This is a genomic window from Microbacterium phoenicis (assembly GCF_047302325.1).
Classification (GTDB): Bacteria; Actinomycetota; Actinomycetes; order Actinomycetales; family Microbacteriaceae; genus Microbacterium.
This window is the reverse complement of the sequence record NZ_CP154849.1, coordinates 1,997,206-2,014,299: the sequence shown is the minus strand read 5'-3', so window position 1 is coordinate 2,014,299 and position 17,094 is coordinate 1,997,206. Positions and strand designations below refer to the sequence as shown.

The following is a 17,094-nucleotide window of genomic DNA, read 5'->3' as shown; positions in this document are numbered from 1 at the left end:
GGAGCCGACCCGGAAACGGGCCTGGATCACTCGGCCCGGAACAGGTACATTGACGTCCCCTCGGCGGTGAAGGTCTCTCCAGGGCCGCGCACGGGCGCCTCCGCGCACGGCCGCTCGTCGACGCTCGACCACAGTGGGACGAAGCGCGTCACCCCGTCGAGCGCGGGGAGCGTGACCTCGACGGCGTCCTCGCGTCCGTGGACGATGAGGAGCGTGCGGTTGGGTGCCTCGTGTTCCGGTGTCGACTGCGCGGCGTACTGGAGCGTGCGGTGCGAAGGATCCGTCCACTGCTCGACCGACATCGTCTGCCCGGTCTCGTCGTACCAGTCGATCACCGAGGCGCCGGGGACGGTCCTGTCGGCATGCGCGAATCGGCCGGGGCGCAGTGCCGGGTTCTCCCGGCGGATGCGGGTCAGGAGTGCGACATGCGCGCGCAAATCCTCCTGCCAAGGTTCCAGCGACCAGTCGTACCAGGTGAGCGTGGAGTCGTGACAGTACGCATTGTTGTTTCCCTGCTGCGACCTGGCGATCTCGTCACCCGCCGTGATCATCGGGACGCCGGCGGACAGGAGCAGGGTGCCTAAGAGGTTCCGCATGGCGCGGCGACGCGTCGCCAGCACGCCTTCGTCGTCGGTCGGTCCCTCGAAACCGTGGTTGAAGGACCGATTGGTGCCCGCGCCGTCTCGTCCGTGCTCGCCGTTGGCCTCGTTGCGCTTCACGTCGTAGGAAACGAGGTCGTGCAGCGTGAAGCCGTCGTGCGCGGTGACGAAGTTGACCCCGGCGAGCGGTCCGCGTTCCGCGCTGAAGGTGTTGGCGGAGCCGGCCAGACGAGTGGCGAACCCGCCGATCCCGACCGGGGTGGCAGCCGCCCGCCGGGAGTAGTCGATGTCGCTCAGCCAGAAGTTCCGGACGCGGTCGCGGTACCGGTCGTTCCACTCGGCCCAGCCGTCTCCGAACGCGCCGGTCTGCCAGCCGCCGAGTCCGACGTCCCAGGGTTCGGCGATGAGCTTGACGCCCGTGAGGGCCGGGTCCTGGGCGATGGCGCGCAGGAGGGGGTGATCGGGGGTGAAGGTGTGGGATGCATCCCGCCCGAGGGTGGGTGCGAGGTCGAAGCGGAATCCGTCGATCTGCACGTCGTTCGCCCAGTAGCGGAGGGAATCGAGGACGAGGCGGGCCGCGGCATCCGTCGACGTGTTCACCGAGTTCCCGCATCCGGTCACGTCGACGTAGGTGCCGTCGTCGGACTGCCGGTAGTACGCGCGGTTGTCGAGGCCGCGGAAGCTCGAGCGGGGTTCGCCGAGGCCCTGTTCCGCGGTGTGGTTGTAGACCACGTCCAGGATGACCTCGATGCCGGCCTCGTGGAGGAGCTTCACCATTCCCTTCACTTCGCGCAGGACCGCGCTCGCCCCTTCCGCCTGCGCGGCGGCGGTCGCGTATGGGGCGTGCGGCGCGAAGAAGCCCACCGAGTTGTACCCCCAGTAGTTCGTGAGCCCCAGCTGCAGCAGGCGCGGCTCGCTCGCGAACGCATGGATCGGCAGGAGTTCGATCGCGGTGACACCGAGGCTCCGATAGTGCTCGATCATCACCGGGTGCGCGATGCCGGCGTACGTGCCGTGGAGGGCCGCGGGGACGTCCGGGTGGCGCTTGGTGAGTCCCTTCACGTGGGCTTCGTAGACGACGGTCCGGTCCATCGGCGTGCTCGGCTTCGCCACGCCGCCCCAGTCGAAGCCCTCGTCCACGACGACGGAGCGCCAGGAATGGATGCCGGGGCTCGCGAGTCCGCGTGCGTACGGGTCGATGAGCAGAGTCGCCGGATTGAAGGTCATCCCGGGGCCGTGCGGGCCGTCGACGCGCACGCTGTACGACGCGCCGACGCGGAGCCCGGGCGTCGTCGCCTCCCATACTCCGCCGCCCACGGGCGCCAGGGGGAGGGTGTCGACGATCCAGTCAGGGTCGTCGTCGTCGAAGACGACGACCTCGACGGCGCTCGCGTTCTCGGACCACACGCGCAGTGTGCCGACGCCGTCGTGCACGCGCACGCCGAGGTCTTGGAAGGCGTCCGAGAGGAGACCCGGGATGGGGGACTCGGATGCCGCGGTCGTCGGGTCGGCCGAGGCGGAGATCATGCGTTCTACAGTAGTGAGCGGGCGATGGCCGACTGCGGCGGGCGGAGGATGAGGATGGTCTATCTCGACCACGCGGCATCCACACCGCTCCGGCCGGAGGCGCGTGACGCGTGGCTGGCGGCGACGGAGTTGACGGGTAACGCCTCGTCGGTGCACGGAGCAGGGCAGGCACTGCGCCGGGTTTTGGAGGACGCACGCGAGCGCGTGGCCGCCGTCCTCGGCTGCGACCCCATCGAGATCGTCTTCACGTCCGGCGGGACCGAATCCGTGAACCTGGGCGTCAAAGGCCTGTGGTGGGCGCGGGAGCAGGACCGTCAGGCGATCGTGCTGCCTGACGGCGAGCATCACGCGACGCTCGACACCGTCGACTGGCTCGCGGGCGCGCAGGGCGCGGAGGTGCGGTCCGTGCGTCTGCGGCCGGACGGAGCCATCGACCTCGACGCCTTCGTCGATGCCCTGCCCGGTGCTGCGCTGGCCACGGCTCTCGTCGCCAACAACGAGGTCGGCTCGGTGTCGGATGTCGCCGCGATGGCCGCCGCGTCCGCCGACGCGGGCGTGCCCCTCCACCTCGATGCCGTCGGCGCGATCGCGCACGTCGCGCTGGACTTCGGCGATCTGCGGGGCAGCGGGCGGGAATCAGGCGGGCTCGTCGCGCTGAGCGTCGCCGGCCACAAGGTCGGGGCGCCGGTCGGGACGGGCGCCCTCGTCGTGTCGCGGTACGCGCGAATGGGCGCCGTCCTCCACGGCGGTGGGCAGCAGCGCGGGCTGCGCTCCGGGACGCCGGACGTCGCCGGGGCAGCCGCACTCGCGGTCGCGCTCGAACTCACGGCGAGGGAACGGGACGAGGAAGCCCGACGGCTCCGCGCACTGGCGGATCGGCTGGGAACCGGCATCCGCGCCGCGATCCCGCGGGCCACTCTGCTCGGGGCGGAGGAACGCCGACTGCCGGGCCATGTGCACGTACTCTTCCCGGACGCGCTGGGGGAGACCCTGCTGTTCCTGCTCGATCATTCCGGCGTTCAGGTGTCGACCGGGTCGGCCTGCCAAGCCGGCATCGCAGAGCCCAGCCACGTCGTCCTGGCGCTCGGCTACGGCGATCGTGAGGCGCGCTCCGTGCTCCGGATCACGCTCGGCCGCTCCAGCAGCGACGCGGACGTCGATGCGTTCCTCGCGGCGCTCCCGGATGCACACCGGCGGGCAGCGGCATCCAGCGCCCGTGCGGCTTCGCGTTCGTAGACTGGAACGATGCGCGTACTGGCAGCCATGAGCGGCGGGGTCGATTCGGCGGTGGCCGCGGCCCGAGCCGTCGACGCCGGACACGATGTGGTCGGCGTCCACCTCGCGCTCTCACGCGCGGGCGGCACACTCCGGACGGGGAGCCGCGGGTGCTGCACGATCGAGGACGCCCTCGACGCGCGGCGCGCCGCCGACCTGCTCGGCATCCCCTTCTACGTGTGGGACTTCTCTGAACGCTTCCGCGACGATGTGATCGACGATTTCGTGAACGAGTACCGCGCCGGGCGCACGCCCAACCCGTGCATGCGGTGCAACGAGAAGATCAAGTTCGCCGCCCTTCTCGAGCGCGCGCTCGAGCTCGGCTTTGACGCGGTCTGCACGGGGCACTACGCGACCCTGGTCGATGGTCCCGAGGGTCGCGAGCTGCACCGCGCGTCGGACGAGGCGAAGGACCAGTCCTATGTCCTCGGCGTGCTGACGGCGGACCAGCTCGCGCACACGTACTTCCCGCTCGGCACGACCCCCTCCAAGGCGGTCGTCCGCGCCGAGGCCGCCGAGCGCGGTCTGACCGTCGCCCAGAAGCCCGACAGCCACGACATCTGCTTCATCCCCGACGGCGACACCCGTGGCTGGCTGGCCGAGAAGGTCGGTGCCGAGCAGGGCGACGTGCTCGACCGGGACGGCGCCGTCGTGGGTCGCCACGAGGGTGCGCATGCGTTCACCGTCGGTCAGCGTCGCGGGCTGCAGCTGGGGGTCCCCGCCGCCGACGGGAAGCCGCGGTTCGTCCTCGAGGTGCGGCCCGTCTCGAACACCGTCGTCGTCGGTCCCAAGGAGGCTCTCGCGACGGCGGAGATCGCCGGCGAACGGCACAGCTGGGCGGGGCGCGCACCCGCCCACGGCGCGTTCGACTGCCATGTGCAGATCCGCGCGCACGCCGATCCGGTTCCGGCCCGCGCGACGGTCGACGCCGGCACGGTGACGGTGGTCCCGGAGGAGCCCTTCGACGGGGTCGCGCCCGGTCAGACTGCGGTCCTCTACGACGGGACGCGGGTCATCGGCCAGTTCACGATCGCGCGGACCGTGTCCGCCGTTCCGCAGCACGCCTGAGCCTCCGCTCCGCCTCGATGGAGGCGAGCGCCGCCCGGAGGTCGGTGTGCGCGAAGCGGAATCCGGCATCGAGCAGCCTTTCGGGCGCGACCCAGCGGCTCTTGAGGATGAGCTCGGGCTCGGTCCGCAGCGCCCACATGGCGAGCTCCAGCATCCAGCGGAGCGAGGGAACGCCGACCGGCATCCCGACGACACTGCGGAGCGATCGCATCAGCGAACGGTTGTCGGATGCCTGGGGCACCGCGACGTTCAGGACTCCCGCGATGTCGTCCCGACGGACCACGAAGCGGACGGCGTCGAGGACGTCGTCGATGTGCACCCAGCTGAATCGCTGACGGCCGCGGGTGCGGTACCAGGGCGGGCGGTCGCCCGTCGGATCATCGCCGATGCCCCGGTAGCGGCGGTGCGGCGGCACCCAGCCGTCGTGCTGCGGTCCGCCCAGACCGGTCCGGGCCAGGGTGAGGAGCATGCGCGTCGCGGGACCGTCACCGACCACGATGGCGAGCCGGAGAGCCACCCGCCGGGTCGCGGGGAGGTCTCCCGCGAAGAAGGCCTTCTCCCACGCCTTCGCGACGTCGACGGAGAAGCCGGCGCCGAGTTCGCCGGTGGATTCCGTGTTCGGCCGGTCCGTGGCGTGCCGGTAGATCGTCGCCGTCGATGAGTTGATCCACAGCCGCGGCGGGACGGATGCCGCCGCCACCGCGTCGTGCAGCGCTCGTGTCGTCTCGACTCGGGACGACAGGATCGCGTTCCGGTTGGCATCGGTGTAGCGACAGTCGACGGACTTTCCGGCCATGTTCACGAGAAGGTCAGCGCCGTCGACCGCCGCGTGGAGCGCCTCCAGATCGTCCCAGGACACGGCGGAGGTGCGGCCGACGGGGACGACGTCGTAGCCGTCGGCCTCGAGGGCGGCGACGAGAGCCTCGCCGATGAAGCCGCCGGCTCCGGCGACGACGGCACGGGGACGGTCGGTGCGCATGTCTCGACCGTACCGGTCGGCGCGGCGGGTAGATTCCGACCATGACCACGGCCGACGGGGGAGCCCCGGCATCCGTCTACCAGTCCGCCCTCTGCGACGCGTTCGCGGACCTGCCGCCCGTGCTCGCACGCTATTTCGGACCGATCCCTCCGGGTCACGTCGGCGTGGGCGAGGGCGTCTACGACATCGTCGGTTCCCGATTCGGGGCGATCGGATGGCCGCTGCTGCGCTGGGCGGCACGTCACGAGACGCTGTTCCCCGAGAGCGGCCGCCGTGTGCCTTTCGTCGTCGAGAACCGTCCGAGCAGGGACGGGCTGGCGGGGTCGCGGTGGTTCGGGTTCCCGCGAGTGGTGCGCGTCATGCGCGACTCGATGCACGCTGACGGCGGGGAGATCGTCGAACGGCTCGGACGTCGCGGCGGCCTCGAGGTGCGCCTGCGCCCGAGCGTCCAGGACGGCGGAATGGTGCTGCGTTCGCGGGCGCTCGCGTGGTGGGTCCGGGACGTGCGCGTACCGGTCCCGCCGCTGGCGCATGTCGAGGTGCGAGAGAACGCGGATCCCGGTGACAGCGGCCGCCAGCGTGTGGACGTCCGCCTCCGGATGCCGCTCCTCGGCGAGGTCTTCCGCTACACGGGATCGTTCGCGTACCGCATCCTGCCCGAGAGCGACACCGTCTCGGGAGTGTCGGCGGCCGTCCCTACACTGTCGATGTGGCTGACGCAGAACTCCCCGCACTGACGCTCGACGAGGCTCGCGCCGCAGCAGAGGGCCTCACCGAGAAGATCCTGGGCGCGCGCGAGGCGTACTACGGCGGGGACATCGGTCTCGTCGACGACGCGACCTACGACGCGTGGATGCACGAGCTCGAGGCCATCGAACGTGCCCACCCCGAGCTGCAGGGGCAGGACTCGCCGACGCAGACCGTCGGAGCCGCGGAGTCGTCCATGTTCGCGCCCGTCGAGCACGCCGAGCGGATGCTGAGCCTCGACAACGTGTTTTCGCCGGACGAGCTTCGAGAATGGTGCACGAAGGCCGAGGCCTCGGCGGGACGCCCGGTGCGGTGGCTGACCGAGCTCAAGATCGACGGACTCGCCATCTCGCTGCGATACGAGGACGGGGTCCTGACCTCTGCCGCGACGCGCGGCGACGGCCGCATCGGCGAGGACGTTACCGTCAACGCCGTGCGCGTGGCCGGTATCCCCGAGCGGTTGTCGGGGGAGGGGCATCCTGCGCTCGTCGAGGTTCGGGGCGAGGTCTTCATCCCCGTCGCGGCGTTCGAGGAGCTGAACGCCCTGCAGGCGCGCCTGCGGGAACGCGTGATCTCCGACGCCGCCGCGCGGCCGAGGTACGACGAGGAGAAGGCCCAGAAGAGCGCCGCGCGTCGCTTCCCCGCCTTCGCCAACCCGCGCAATGCGGCCAGCGGCGGGTTGCGGCAGCAGCTCGACAAGAAGTCCGGGATCGAGCTCGAAGCAGGCGAAGCCCGACTCGCCTCGCTGCGCATGTACGTCCACGGCATCGGCGCGTGGCAGAACCCTCCCGTCGCTGCGCAGAGCGAGGTGTACGACCTGCTGGCGGCCTGGGGACTTCCCGTGAGCCCGTACCCCCGCACGTTCGACGACGTCGACGGCGTCCTCGCCTTCGTCTCCGAATACGGCGAGAAGCGGCACTCCGTCGCGCACGAGCTCGACGGGATCGTCGTCAAGGTCGACGAGCTCTCCCTCCACGACGAGCTCGGCACGACCAGTCGCGCACCGCGGTGGGCGATCGCCTACAAGTACCCGCCGGAAGAGGTGCAGACGCGGCTCGTCGACATCATCGTGTCGGTGGGGCGCACGGGCCGGGCCACACCCTACGCGCAGATGGAACCGGCCCTGGTGGCCGGCAGCGTCGTGCGGCAGGCCACCCTCCACAATCAGGACGTCGTCAAGGCCAAGGGCGTGCTGATCGGAGACATGGTCGTGCTGCGGAAAGCGGGCGACGTCATCCCCGAGGTGCTCGGGCCGGTCGCGGAACTGCGCGATGGTACGGAACGGGCGTTCGTCATGCCGACCGAGTGTCCTGAGTGCGGCTCCACCCTCGCCCCCGCGAAAGAGGGCGACATCGACCTGCGCTGCCCGAACACGCGCGGATGCCCCGCCCAGGTCCGCGGCCGCGTCGAGCACATCGGCTCCCGCGGAGCGCTCGACATCGAGGCGCTCGGCGAGGTCACCGCTGCAGCCCTGACGCAGCCGCTCCCGCCGCAGAACCCCGCCCTCGACACCGAGGCGGGACTGTTCGACCTGACGGTCGAGCGGCTCGTCCCGATCGAGGTCATCGTCCGGGACTCCGAGACGGGCGAGGCGCGCGTCGACGAGAAGACCGGTGACATCGTCCGCCGCGCCCCCTTCCGCCGAAACCCCAGCGCAGCTGAGAAGAAGGAAGGCCTCACGGGCCCCCAGCCTTCGGCACAGGCGCTCACTCTCATCGACGAACTCGAGAAGGCGAAGACGAAGGACCTCTGGCGTTTCCTCGTCGCCCTCAACATCCGGCACGTCGGCCCCGTCGCCGCGCGCGCGCTGGCGCAGTACTTCGGCTCCCTCGAGGCGATCCGTGCTGCGTCTCGGGATGAGCTCGCCGCCGTGGACGGCGTGGGCGGGATCATCGCCGACGCGTTGCAGGACTGGTTCGCCGTGGACTGGCACGTCGACATCGTCGACCGCTGGGTCGCAGCCGGGGCGCGCCTGTCGATCCCGGGTCACCCGGGCCCGGGCGCGGCCGCCGCTGCCGGCGGAGTGCTCGATGGCATCACCGTCGTCGCGACCGGCTCCCTCGAGGGGTATACGCGTGAAGGCGCTCAGGAAGCGATCATGCAGGCCGGCGGCAAAGCGGCATCCAGCGTGTCGAAGAAGACCGACTTCGTCGCGGCGGGTCCCGGAGCAGGGTCGAAGCTCGCCAAGGCGGAAGCCCTCGGCCTGCGGATCATCGACGCCGCGCAGTTCCATCTGCTCGTCACGGAGGGGCCGGCGGCCCTGGGCGAGGTGCCCGCCGCGGAGTGAGGATCAGTCCTTCTTCGCGAGCAGCGCGTCGCGCACCTGACGCCGGAGCACCTTTCCGATGAGCGAACGGGGCAGGTCGTCGACCGGTTCGATCTGCCGCGGGACCTTGTAGGGCGTCAATCGCGTCCGGGCGAAAGCGCGGATGTCGTCGACGTCCAGCGCGGTGACACCCGGAGCGGGGATGACGGCAGCGACGACTTGTTCCCCACTGCGCGGATCGGGCAGACCGACGACGGCGGCATCCGCGACCTGAGGGTGCTGACGAAGCGTCGCCTCGACTTCGGACGGCGACACATTGAAGCCGCCCGTGACGATCAGCTCCTTGAGGCGATCGACGACGCGGAAGAAGCCGTCCTCGTCCCGCTCGACGATGTCGCCCGTGTGGAACCAGCCGTCGATGAGAACCTTCTCGGTCTCCTCCGGCTTGCCGTAGTACCCCGAAAACACCTGCGGACCGCGCACCACGAGCTCACCGGGCTCGCCGACGCCGAGGACCCGCGCCGGGTTCTCCGGGTCGACGACGCGCGCGTCGGTCCCGGGTATCGGGATGCCGATCGTCCCCGCTTTGCGACTGTCGGCCGGCGGGTTCACCATGAGGACGGGAGAGCATTCGCTGAGGCCGTACCCCTCGATGAGGTAGCCGCCCGTAGCCTCTTCGAACGGTTCGACCAGGTCGGGCGACAGTGCCATCGCTCCGGACACGCCGATCTTGATCCCCCGGATCGAGGCGCCCTTCTCGCGGGCACGCGCCAGCAACCGCTCCGCGATCGGCGGGACGAGCGGGAGGACGGTCGGCGGATGCTTCTTGATGACGTCGATGACCATGTCGGCGTCGAACTTGGGGAAGAGCACGAGCCGTGCCCCCATCGACATCGCGAAGGTCAAGCACAGCGTGAGCCCGTAAGCGTGGAACATCGGCAGGACGGCGTAGAAGACGCATCCGTCTCCGCGGACCACCGCCGGGATGAACGCCTGACTCTGGCGGGCGTTGGCGAGGAGGTTGCGGTGCGTGAGCATCGCTCCCTTCGGGGTTCCGGTCGTCCCCGACGTGTACTGGAGCACGGCGAGATCATCGGTCTGTGGACGGGGGTGGGATGCCGGGAGTGGCTCCTCCCGGATGAGGTCCTCCCACGTGCGCGTCCCGCGCACCGGCGCGGTGAGCGCGTCGCGGGATTCGCGGGCTTTCGCGACGGGCAGCCGCAGGGCGAGTCGCGTGTGCAGCGGAAGTGCCTTCGTGATGTCGACCGACACCAGGGCGTCGACGTGGAGGTCCGCGGGAAACTCCTGAACAGTCGCGACGACCTTGTTCCACACGATCGCGTGGCGCGCGCCGTGGTCCTGGAACTGCGTCCGCAACTCCCGCGGGGTGTAGAGCGGGTTGTGCTCGACGACGACGGCGCCCAGGCGCAGCACGGCATAGAAGGCGACGATGTGCTGCGGGCAGTTGGGGAGGACGATCGCGACCCGGTCGCCCTTGTTCACACCGAGGCGACGCAACCCCGCAGCGGCTCGGTCCACGGCATCCGCCAACGCGGCGTACGTCGTCTCCTTGCCGAAGAACTGCAGCGCCGGCGCCTGCGGATAATCGCGCGCCGAGTCATCGAGGAGGTCCATCAGCGACCCGGTGACGGGTGGGAGATCGAGGGGGACGCCCGTGTCGTAGGACGAGAGCCAGGGGCGATCAGCGGAGATCGAATCGGTCACGTCCTCAGCCTAGGGTGAGCGCTCAGACCGCGAGTGGCCCGAACTAGACTGGGGGAGTGTCTGAAATCACCCCCGATCTCGTGCGCCATCTCGGCGTGCTCGCCCGGATCCAGCTGAGCGACGAGGAGGTGGAACGCCTCACCGGCCAGCTCGACGCGATCGTCGACAACATCGCCAAGGTGTCGGAAGTGGCCACCCCCGAGGTCGCCGCGACGAGCCACCCGATCCAGCTGAGCAACGTGTTCCGTCCCGATGTCCCCGGCGACATGCTGACCGTCGACCAGGTGCTCCAGAACGCGCCGGATGCCGCCGACGGCCGCTTCCGCGTCACCGCGATCCTGGGGGAGGAGCAGTGAGCGACATCCTGAAGCTGACCGCCGCCGACCTCTCGGCGAAGCTCCGTGCCGGCGAGCTGTCGAGTGTCGAGGCCACGCAGGCCCACCTCGACCGGATCGCCGCCGTGGACGGCGACGTCCACGCCTTCCTCCACGTCTCGGATCACGCGGTCGAGGTCGCCCACGACATCGACCGGCGCCGCGCCGCGGGCGAGGAGCTCGGCGAACTGGCCGGCGTCCCGCTCGCGATCAAGGACGTCCTCGTGACGACCGACATGCCCTCGACCAGCGGATCGAAGATCCTCGAGGGCTACATGTCGCCCTACGACGCAACGGTCGTGGCCCGCTCCCGCGCCGCCGGTCTCGTGCCGCTCGGCAAGACCAACATGGACGAGTTCGCCATGGGCTCCTCGACCGAGCACTCCGCGTACGGCCCGACGCGCAACCCGTGGGACCTCGACCGCATCCCCGGCGGCTCGGGCGGTGGCTCCGCTGCAGCCGTCGCCGCCTTCGAAGCGCCCCTGGCTCTCGGCTCCGACACCGGCGGATCCATCCGGCAGCCCGCTCACGTGACCGGCACCGTCGGCATGAAGCCCACGTACGGCGGCGTCAGCCGCTACGGCGCGATCGCGCTGGCGTCGAGCCTCGATCAGGTCGGCCCCGTCTCGCGGACGGTCCTCGACTCGGCGCTCCTGCACGACGTCATCGGCGGCCACGACCCGCACGACGCCACATCCCTCACCGACACCTGGCCGTCCTTCGCCGCCGCGGCCCGCGATGGTGCGACCGGCGAGGTCCTGAAGGGCTTGAAGGTCGGCGTCATCCGCGAGCTCGACGACTCCGGCTTCCAGGCCGGGGTGTCGGAGTCGTTCCGTGCCTCCCTTGCCGCGATGGAGGCCGCCGGCGCCGAGGTCGTCGAGGTCAGCGCACCCCACTTCGAGTACGGGGTCGCCGCGTACTACCTGATCCTCCCCGCAGAGGCCTCCAGCAACCTCGCCAAGTTCGACTCCGTGCGCTTCGGCATGCGGGTGAACGTACCCGGCGGCACGGTCGAGGACGTCATGGCCGCGACCCGCGACGCGGGCTTCGGCGACGAGGTCAAGCGGCGCGTCATCCTCGGCACGTACGCCCTGTCGGCCGGCTACTACGACGCTTACTACGGCAGCGCGCAGAAAGTCCGCACCCTCATCCAGCGCGACTTCGACGAGGCGTTCGCGCAGGTCGACGTCATCGCGACGCCGTCGGCGCCGACCACGGCTTTCCGCCTCGGCGAGAAGCTCGACGACCCGATCCAGATGTACCTCAACGACGTCACGACCATCCCGGTCAACCTCGCCGGCGTCCCCGGCATCTCGATCCCCTCGGGCCTCGCGGCGGAGGACGGGCTGCCCGTCGGCATCCAGTTCGTCGCCCCCGCCCGGGAGGACGCACGTCTGTACCGTGTCGGCGCGGCCCTCGAGGCCCTGCTCGTCGACAGCTGGGGCGGTCCTCTGCTGGACCGCGCCCCGATCCTCGGAGGAGCCCGCTGATGGCCAAGGACGCGCTGATGGACTTCGACGCCGCGCTCGAGATGTTCGAGCCGGTCCTCGGTTTCGAGGTGCACGTCGAGCTCAACACCGAGACCAAGATGTTCTCGCCGGCGGCCAACCCGGCGCACGAGGCGAACCACGACGCAGCGCCCAACACGCTCGTCGCCCCGGTCGACATGGGCCTGCCCGGTTCGCTTCCGGTCGTCAACGAGACCGCCGTCCGGTATTCGATCAGCCTGGGCCTCGCCCTCGGCTGCTCGATCGCGCCGTCGAGCCGGTTCGCGCGCAAGAACTACTTCTATCCGGACCTCGGCAAGAACTATCAGATCTCGCAGTACGACGAGCCCATCGCGTTCGAGGGCAGCGTCGAGATCGAACTCGAGGGCGGCGACGTGGTCGTGGTTCCGATCGAGCGAGCGCACATGGAGGAGGATGCCGGAAAGCTGACCCACATGGGCGGCTCGACCGGACGCATCCAGGGTGCGGAGTACTCGCTCGTCGACTACAACCGCGCCGGAGTCCCGCTCGTCGAGATCGTCACGAAGCCCATCTTCGGCACCGAGCACCGTGCCCCCGAGGTCGCCAAGGCGTACGTCGCGGCGATCCGCGACATCGTCCGGTCGCTCGGCATCTCGGAGGCGCGAATGGAGCGCGGCAACCTCCGCTGCGATGCGAACGTTTCTCTCCGCCCACGGGGGCAGGAGAAGCTCGGTACCCGCACCGAGACGAAGAACGTCAACTCGATGCGCTCGGTCGAGCGGGCCGTCCGCTACGAGATCCAGCGTCAGGCGGCCATCCTGGCCGGTGGCGGGACGATCACGCAGGAGACGCGTCACTGGCACGAGGACACCGGACGCACCTCGCCCGGCCGACCGAAGTCGGATGCCGACGACTACCGCTACTTCCCCGAGCCCGACCTGCTTCCCGTCGAGCCGTCTCCGGAGCTGATCGAGGAGCTGCGCGCCGCGCTCCCCGAGGCTCCCTCGGTGTACCGGCGACGCTTGAAGACCGAGTGGGGCTTCACCGACCTCGAGTTCCAGGACGTCGCCAACGGCGGCCTGCTCGCCGAGGTCGAGGCGACGATCGCCGCCGGTGCGTCCCCGGCATCCGCCCGCAAATGGTGGACCGGCGAGATCACCCGCGTCGCCAACGCGCAGGGCGCCGAGCCCGCCGCGCTGGTCTCGCCCGAGTCGGTCGCCGAACTGCAGAAGCTGGTGGACGCCGGCACGCTGACGGACAAGCTCGCCCGTCAGGTGCTCGAAGGCGTCATCGCGGGGGAGGGGACCCCGCAGGAAGTCGTCGACGCGCGTGGTCTCGCCGTGGTCTCGGATGACGGCGCGCTGATCGCCGCCATCGACGAGGCCCTCGCCGCGCAGCCCGACGTCCTGGCGAAGATCCAGGACGGCAAGGTCCAGGCCGCCGGTGCCGTCATCGGCGCCGTCATGAAGGCCATGAAGGGCCAGGCGGATGCCGCACGCGTACGCGAGCTCATCCTGGAGCGCGCCGGACAAGCCTGACGCTGATCGATGATGCCGCCGCGCCGATGCCCGATCCGGGCTCGGTGTCGGCGGCATCGTCGACAATGGAGGTATGGGACGCGGTGACGGGACGGGACGGATCGTCTCACCCGACGGTGCCGACGACACCGGTACGCGCATCCTCCACGTCGACATGGACGCGTTCTACGCGTCGGTCGAGGTCCTGTACGACCCGTCGCTGGCGGGTAAACCGCTGATCGTGGGCGGGATGGAGGGGCGCGGCGTCGTCTCCAGCGCGTCGTACGAGGCGCGCCGTTTCGGGGTGAGGTCCGCCATGTCGGTCGGCCGGGCTCTCCAGCTGTGCCCGCAGGCGATCGTCGTCGTCCCGCGTTTCGAGCGGTATTCGGAGCTCTCCAAGAAGATCATGGCGATCTTCCGCGACATCACCCCGCTCGTGGAGCCGCTGTCGATCGACGAGGCGTTCCTCGACGTGAGCGGAGCCCGCCGACTCTGGGGGAGTCCCGGCGAGATCGCCCGGATGGTCCGTCGGCGCGTGCTGGAGGAGACCGGCCTGACGTGCAGCATCGGCGTCGCTGCCACGAAGCACGTCGCGAAGATCGCCTCGACGGTGTCGAAGCCGGACGGTCTGCTGATCGTCAACGAGCCGGACACGCAGGCGTTCCTGGCCGCTCGCCCTGTCGGCGCGCTCTGGGGCGTCGGCCCCAAGGCTGCAGAGGCCCTGGAAGCCCGCGGCATCCGGATGGTGTCCGACATCCTGAACACCCCGCGGAGCGTCCTCGATCGAGCCCTCGGCCCCGCAATGGGCGCGCGCGTCTCGCAGCTCGCCCGCGGCCACGATCCGCGGTCAGTGCAGACGGAGCACACCGAGAAGAGCGTCGGCCACGAAGAGACCTTCCTCGAGGACGTCACCGACACGGCGATGCTCCGGAGCGAGTTCCGTCGCCTCGCCGACAGGGTCGCGTCGAGGCTCCGCGCGGGCGCCTGGGAGGCTCGGACGATCGCCATCAAGGTGCGCTTCTCGGACTTCACGACGCTCTCGCGGTCGGTCAGCGTTCCCGAGCCCACCAATGTCGGACAGCGGATCGGCGACGTCGCCCTCGAGCTCTTCGGCAAGATCGACCTCGTCCAGCCGATCCGGCTCATCGGCGTCCGCGGCGAGAAGCTGACGGGGGACGGGATGGGCGGGCTCGCTTTGTGGGACGACGACGCGGAGTGGCGCCGAGTGGATGCCGCCCTCGACGACGCGCGTTCTCGTTTCGGCCGCGGCGCCGTGACGAGGGCGAGCACGCTCGGGCCTCGTCGCGACGTCAACGCCCTCCCCACCAACCCGCGCCCCTCGCGGGACTGAGGGGAACCGGCGCAACCCCCTGTTTTCCTCGCCCGGTCCGGCTACCGTGAGGACATGGCAAACCTCCCTCTCGAACTCGGCAAGCAGTTCGCCTCGCTCGGCGTGACCACCGTTTACGGCGAGCAGCAGGACGTCGACGGCATCCGCATCATCCCCGTCGCTCTGACCTGGTCCGGCTTCGGTGCGGGCGAGGACGCCTCCGGCGGCGCTGGCGGAGGCGGCGGCGGAGGTGCGGCCGTCCCGATCGGCGCGTACATCCGGAAGGGCGACGACCTGCGCTTCGAGCCGAACCTGGTCTCGCTCGTCGCCGTCGGCATCCCGTTCGTGTGGATCGCGGGACGCGCACTCAGCCGCGTCATCCGTGCGCTCAAGCGCTGAGTCGCTCGGGGACGCCCTCGCCGCTGCTGCGGACGAGGTCGTGCGGGCCGTCGCCGAGGTTCGCCGCGTCCCGGCCATCGTCGTCATCGACGGACGTTCGGGCGCCGGGAAGTCCACGTTCGCGGACATGATCGCCGCTCTGCTCGGGAGCGCGGCGATCGTGCGTCTGGACGACATCTATCCGGGATGGGACGGGCTGCAGGCGGGCGCGGACACCGCTCGTGAGCGCGTCCTCGCACCGCTGCGCCAGGGAAACCAGGGGTCGTGGCTCACGTGGGACTGGAGCTCGGATCGGCAGTCGGACCGGGTGCGGAGCGTCGCGCCCGCGCCCGTCGTCATCGTCGAGGGCGCCGGCATCCTGACCCCGGAATCGGCGGAACTGGCAGACGTGACCGTCTGGCTCGATGCGCCCCGGGGCGCACGACGCGCGCGTGCCCTCCATCGTGACGGAGAGACCTACCGGCCGCACTGGGAACGCTGGGAACGCCAGGAGGACGCACACCTCCGCGAGCACGACCCTGCGCGGATCGCCCGCTACGTCTTCCGCCTGCCCTGACCTGCGGCCGTTCAGGAGTCGAGCGCCTGGACGAGCATCTCCAGGCGATACCCGATCCACTCGTAGACGCCGAACCGCACGTCGCCGTCGCTGCGCTGGTCCTCGTCGGTGACACCCAGCCGATCCGCCAGGACGAGACGAAGGGCGGCGAGCGTACGAAGCCAGGAACCGGCGGCATCCGGAGTCAGGTCGACGACGAGGATGTCCTCCGCAGCCGCACGGTCGAGCTGATCGGCATCGACATCGCGCCCATCGCGGCGAAGAGACGACCGAACGACTCCCGCGTCTGCAGCGCGTCGTGAGAGGAGATCGCCCTCGGTGAGGCGACGGAACTCCGAGGCGGCCTCGGCGTCGTCGGCGTAGGCATCAGGGACGAGTCGGCGGAGCGCCGGATCGGACCCGTCCGCCGAGGTCACGAGATCCTCAAACTGTCCGATCAGGTCGGACAGGTGCGCCGCTTCGAGGAGGGTCAATTCCATGACGACCCCGGAACCGGTCACGACCCCGCCTCGCGGACGGTGGCCCACAGCCCGTAGTCGTGCATCGCCTGCGTATGCAGTTCCATCTGCTCCCGCGACCCCTCGGCCACGACCGCGTGTCCGTCGTGATGCACGGCGAGCATCAGGCGGTGCGCCCTTTCACGGGAGAACCCGAAGTACTGCCGGAAGACGTGCTCGACGTAGCTCATGAGGTTGACCGGGTCGTTCCAGACGACGGTCTGCCAGGGACCGGATGTGGATGCATGGAGGTCCGTCTGCTCATCGATCTCGGGCGACGCGGTGCTCATCAGGCCCACCCCAGTTCGTGAAGGCGCGCATCGTCGATGCCGTAGAAGTGGGCTATCTCGTGGACGAGAGTCGTGTGCACCTCGTCACGGAGGTGGTCGACGTCGTCGCACACGTCGAGGTGCGGCTCCCGGTAGACGATGATGCGATCGGGCAGATCGCCCATCCCGTACCGGTCGCGCTCGGTCAGCGCGAGCCCGTCGTAGAGACCCAGCAGATCGAGAGAGCCGTCCTCGGGACGGTCCTCGACGACGAACACGACGTTGTCGAGGCCTGCGACCATGTCATCGGGCAACGCATCGAGCTCGGACGCGACCAGATCCTCGAATGCCTCAGCATCCATATCGATCATGACCACGCCTCACGCGGAGAAGATATGGGGTGAGTAACGGGACTTGAACCCGCGACCCCCTGGACCACAACCAGGTGCTCTACCAACTGAGCTATACCCACCATGTGCCCGTCTCCGGGCAACCCC

General features: G+C 70.1%; 16 protein-coding genes and 1 tRNA gene. 10 read left to right on the top strand and 7 right to left on the bottom strand.

Annotation, left to right across the window (positions count from 1 at the left end; genetic code table 11):
• Positions 1 to 26 precede the first annotated feature (26 nt).
• Positions 27 to 2,126 carry a glycogen debranching protein GlgX gene (glgX, locus tag ABCU91_RS09870; RefSeq protein WP_413353549.1) on the bottom strand — a complete coding sequence of 700 codons (2,100 nt, stop codon included), beginning with the start codon at positions 2,124 to 2,126 and terminating at the stop codon, positions 27 to 29.
• A 54-nt stretch (positions 2,127 to 2,180) separates the two neighbouring features.
• Between glgX and ABCU91_RS09865 the strand changes: the two genes are divergently transcribed.
• Positions 2,181 to 3,362, top strand: a complete 1,182-nt coding sequence (locus tag ABCU91_RS09865; protein ID WP_413353548.1) for a cysteine desulfurase family protein — start codon at positions 2,181 to 2,183, stop codon at positions 3,360 to 3,362.
• Between the two features lie 9 nt (positions 3,363 to 3,371).
• The gene (gene mnmA / locus ABCU91_RS09860) at positions 3,372 to 4,469 is read left to right on the top strand and encodes a tRNA 2-thiouridine(34) synthase MnmA (protein WP_413353547.1); all 1,098 of its coding nucleotides are present in this window, start codon (positions 3,372 to 3,374) and stop codon (positions 4,467 to 4,469) included.
• Here the strand turns inward: mnmA and ABCU91_RS09855 are convergent.
• Positions 4,426 to 5,448: an epimerase gene (locus ABCU91_RS09855; protein WP_413353546.1), complete on the bottom strand. Its 1,023-nt coding sequence runs from the start codon at positions 5,446 to 5,448 to the stop codon at positions 4,426 to 4,428. The genes mnmA and ABCU91_RS09855 overlap by 44 nt on opposite strands.
• Positions 5,449 to 5,489: 41 nt before the next feature.
• Here ABCU91_RS09855 and ABCU91_RS09850 point away from each other — a divergent pair, with 41 nt between their 5' ends.
• Together ABCU91_RS09850 and ligA are read left to right on the top strand one after the other, a co-directional pair.
• Positions 5,490 to 6,185 (top strand): DUF4166 domain-containing protein, encoded by a 696-nt coding sequence (locus ABCU91_RS09850; protein WP_413353545.1) that lies wholly within the window; start codon positions 5,490 to 5,492, stop codon positions 6,183 to 6,185.
• Positions 6,158 to 8,482 carry an NAD-dependent DNA ligase LigA gene (gene ligA, locus ABCU91_RS09845; protein WP_413353544.1) on the top strand — a complete coding sequence of 775 codons (2,325 nt, stop codon included), beginning with the start codon at positions 6,158 to 6,160 and terminating at the stop codon, positions 8,480 to 8,482. Before ABCU91_RS09850 ends, ligA begins: the two co-directional genes overlap by 28 nt.
• 3 nt (positions 8,483 to 8,485) lie before the next feature.
• On the opposite strand, the gene ABCU91_RS09840 is transcribed toward ligA, so the two are convergent.
• Entirely contained in the window at positions 8,486 to 10,186 is a 1,701-nt protein-coding gene (locus ABCU91_RS09840; protein ID WP_406924180.1) for a long-chain-fatty-acid--CoA ligase, read from the bottom strand.
• Between the two features lie 56 nt (positions 10,187 to 10,242).
• On the opposite strand from ABCU91_RS09840, the gene gatC reads away from it, so the two are divergent.
• The 6 genes from gatC (at position 10,243) to ABCU91_RS09810 (ending at position 15,831) form a co-directional block, all read left to right on the top strand.
• A complete protein-coding gene (gene gatC / locus ABCU91_RS09835; protein ID WP_413353543.1) occupies positions 10,243 to 10,542 on the top strand; it encodes an Asp-tRNA(Asn)/Glu-tRNA(Gln) amidotransferase subunit GatC in 300 nt (99 codons plus the stop codon).
• On the top strand, positions 10,539 to 12,050 hold the full coding sequence (gene gatA, locus ABCU91_RS09830) for an Asp-tRNA(Asn)/Glu-tRNA(Gln) amidotransferase subunit GatA (RefSeq protein WP_406924182.1): 1,512 nt from the start codon (positions 10,539 to 10,541) through the stop codon (positions 12,048 to 12,050). The genes gatC and gatA overlap by 4 nt, the downstream gene beginning before the upstream one ends.
• A complete protein-coding gene (gene gatB / locus ABCU91_RS09825; RefSeq protein ID WP_413353542.1) occupies positions 12,050 to 13,567 on the top strand; it encodes an Asp-tRNA(Asn)/Glu-tRNA(Gln) amidotransferase subunit GatB in 1,518 nt (505 codons plus the stop codon). Before gatA ends, gatB begins: the two co-directional genes overlap by 1 nt.
• 73 nt (positions 13,568 to 13,640) lie before the next feature.
• Positions 13,641 to 14,897, top strand: a complete 1,257-nt coding sequence (dinB, locus tag ABCU91_RS09820; protein ID WP_413353541.1) for a DNA polymerase IV — start codon at positions 13,641 to 13,643, stop codon at positions 14,895 to 14,897.
• Between the two features lie 54 nt (positions 14,898 to 14,951).
• Complete coding sequence (locus ABCU91_RS09815; RefSeq protein ID WP_406924185.1) at positions 14,952 to 15,275, top strand: hypothetical protein; 324 nt, start codon at positions 14,952 to 14,954, stop codon at positions 15,273 to 15,275.
• Positions 15,259 to 15,831, top strand: a complete 573-nt coding sequence (locus ABCU91_RS09810) for a hypothetical protein (RefSeq protein ID WP_413353540.1) — start codon at positions 15,259 to 15,261, stop codon at positions 15,829 to 15,831. The genes ABCU91_RS09815 and ABCU91_RS09810 overlap by 17 nt, the downstream gene beginning before the upstream one ends.
• Before the next feature lie 11 nt (positions 15,832 to 15,842).
• Here ABCU91_RS09810 and ABCU91_RS09805 read toward each other — a convergent pair whose 3' ends face one another.
• The 4 genes from ABCU91_RS09805 to ABCU91_RS09790 all read right to left on the bottom strand — a co-directional run bounded on the left by ABCU91_RS09805 (position 15,843) and on the right by ABCU91_RS09790 (position 17,069).
• The gene (locus ABCU91_RS09805; protein ID WP_413353539.1) at positions 15,843 to 16,331 is read right to left on the bottom strand and encodes a DUF2017 family protein; all 489 of its coding nucleotides are present in this window, start codon (positions 16,329 to 16,331) and stop codon (positions 15,843 to 15,845) included.
• On the bottom strand, positions 16,328 to 16,627 hold the full coding sequence (clpS, locus tag ABCU91_RS09800; RefSeq protein ID WP_413353538.1) for an ATP-dependent Clp protease adapter ClpS: 300 nt from the start codon (positions 16,625 to 16,627) through the stop codon (positions 16,328 to 16,330). Before clpS ends, ABCU91_RS09805 begins: the two co-directional genes overlap by 4 nt.
• Positions 16,618 to 16,968, bottom strand: a complete 351-nt coding sequence (locus ABCU91_RS09795; protein ID WP_091359555.1) for a metallopeptidase family protein — start codon at positions 16,966 to 16,968, stop codon at positions 16,618 to 16,620. The genes clpS and ABCU91_RS09795 overlap by 10 nt, the downstream gene beginning before the upstream one ends.
• A gap of 25 nt (positions 16,969 to 16,993) precedes the next feature.
• A tRNA-His gene (locus ABCU91_RS09790) sits at positions 16,994 to 17,069 on the bottom strand.
• Positions 17,070 to 17,094 lie beyond the last annotated feature (25 nt).

Excerpts from the sequence above, each read along its gene's own strand:
- ABCU91_RS09855 (WP_413353546.1), bottom strand. The coding sequence starts at position 5,448 with ATGCGCACCGACCGTCCCCGTGCCGTCGTCGCCGGAGCCGGCGGCTTC.
- ABCU91_RS09865 (WP_413353548.1), top strand. The coding sequence starts at position 2,181 with ATGGTCTATCTCGACCACGCGGCATCCACACCGCTCCGGCCGGAGGCG.
- dinB (WP_413353541.1), top strand. The coding sequence starts at position 13,641 with ATGGGACGCGGTGACGGGACGGGACGGATCGTCTCACCCGACGGTGCC.
- mnmA (WP_413353547.1), top strand. The coding sequence starts at position 3,372 with ATGCGCGTACTGGCAGCCATGAGCGGCGGGGTCGATTCGGCGGTGGCC.
- ABCU91_RS09795 (WP_091359555.1), bottom strand. The coding sequence starts at position 16,968 with ATGATCGATATGGATGCTGAGGCATTCGAGGATCTGGTCGCGTCCGAG.
- ABCU91_RS09850 (WP_413353545.1), top strand. The coding sequence starts at position 5,490 with ATGACCACGGCCGACGGGGGAGCCCCGGCATCCGTCTACCAGTCCGCC.
- gatB (WP_413353542.1), top strand. The coding sequence starts at position 12,050 with ATGGCCAAGGACGCGCTGATGGACTTCGACGCCGCGCTCGAGATGTTC.
- ABCU91_RS09815 (WP_406924185.1), top strand. The coding sequence starts at position 14,952 with ATGGCAAACCTCCCTCTCGAACTCGGCAAGCAGTTCGCCTCGCTCGGC.
- glgX (WP_413353549.1), bottom strand. The coding sequence starts at position 2,126 with ATGATCTCCGCCTCGGCCGACCCGACGACCGCGGCATCCGAGTCCCCC.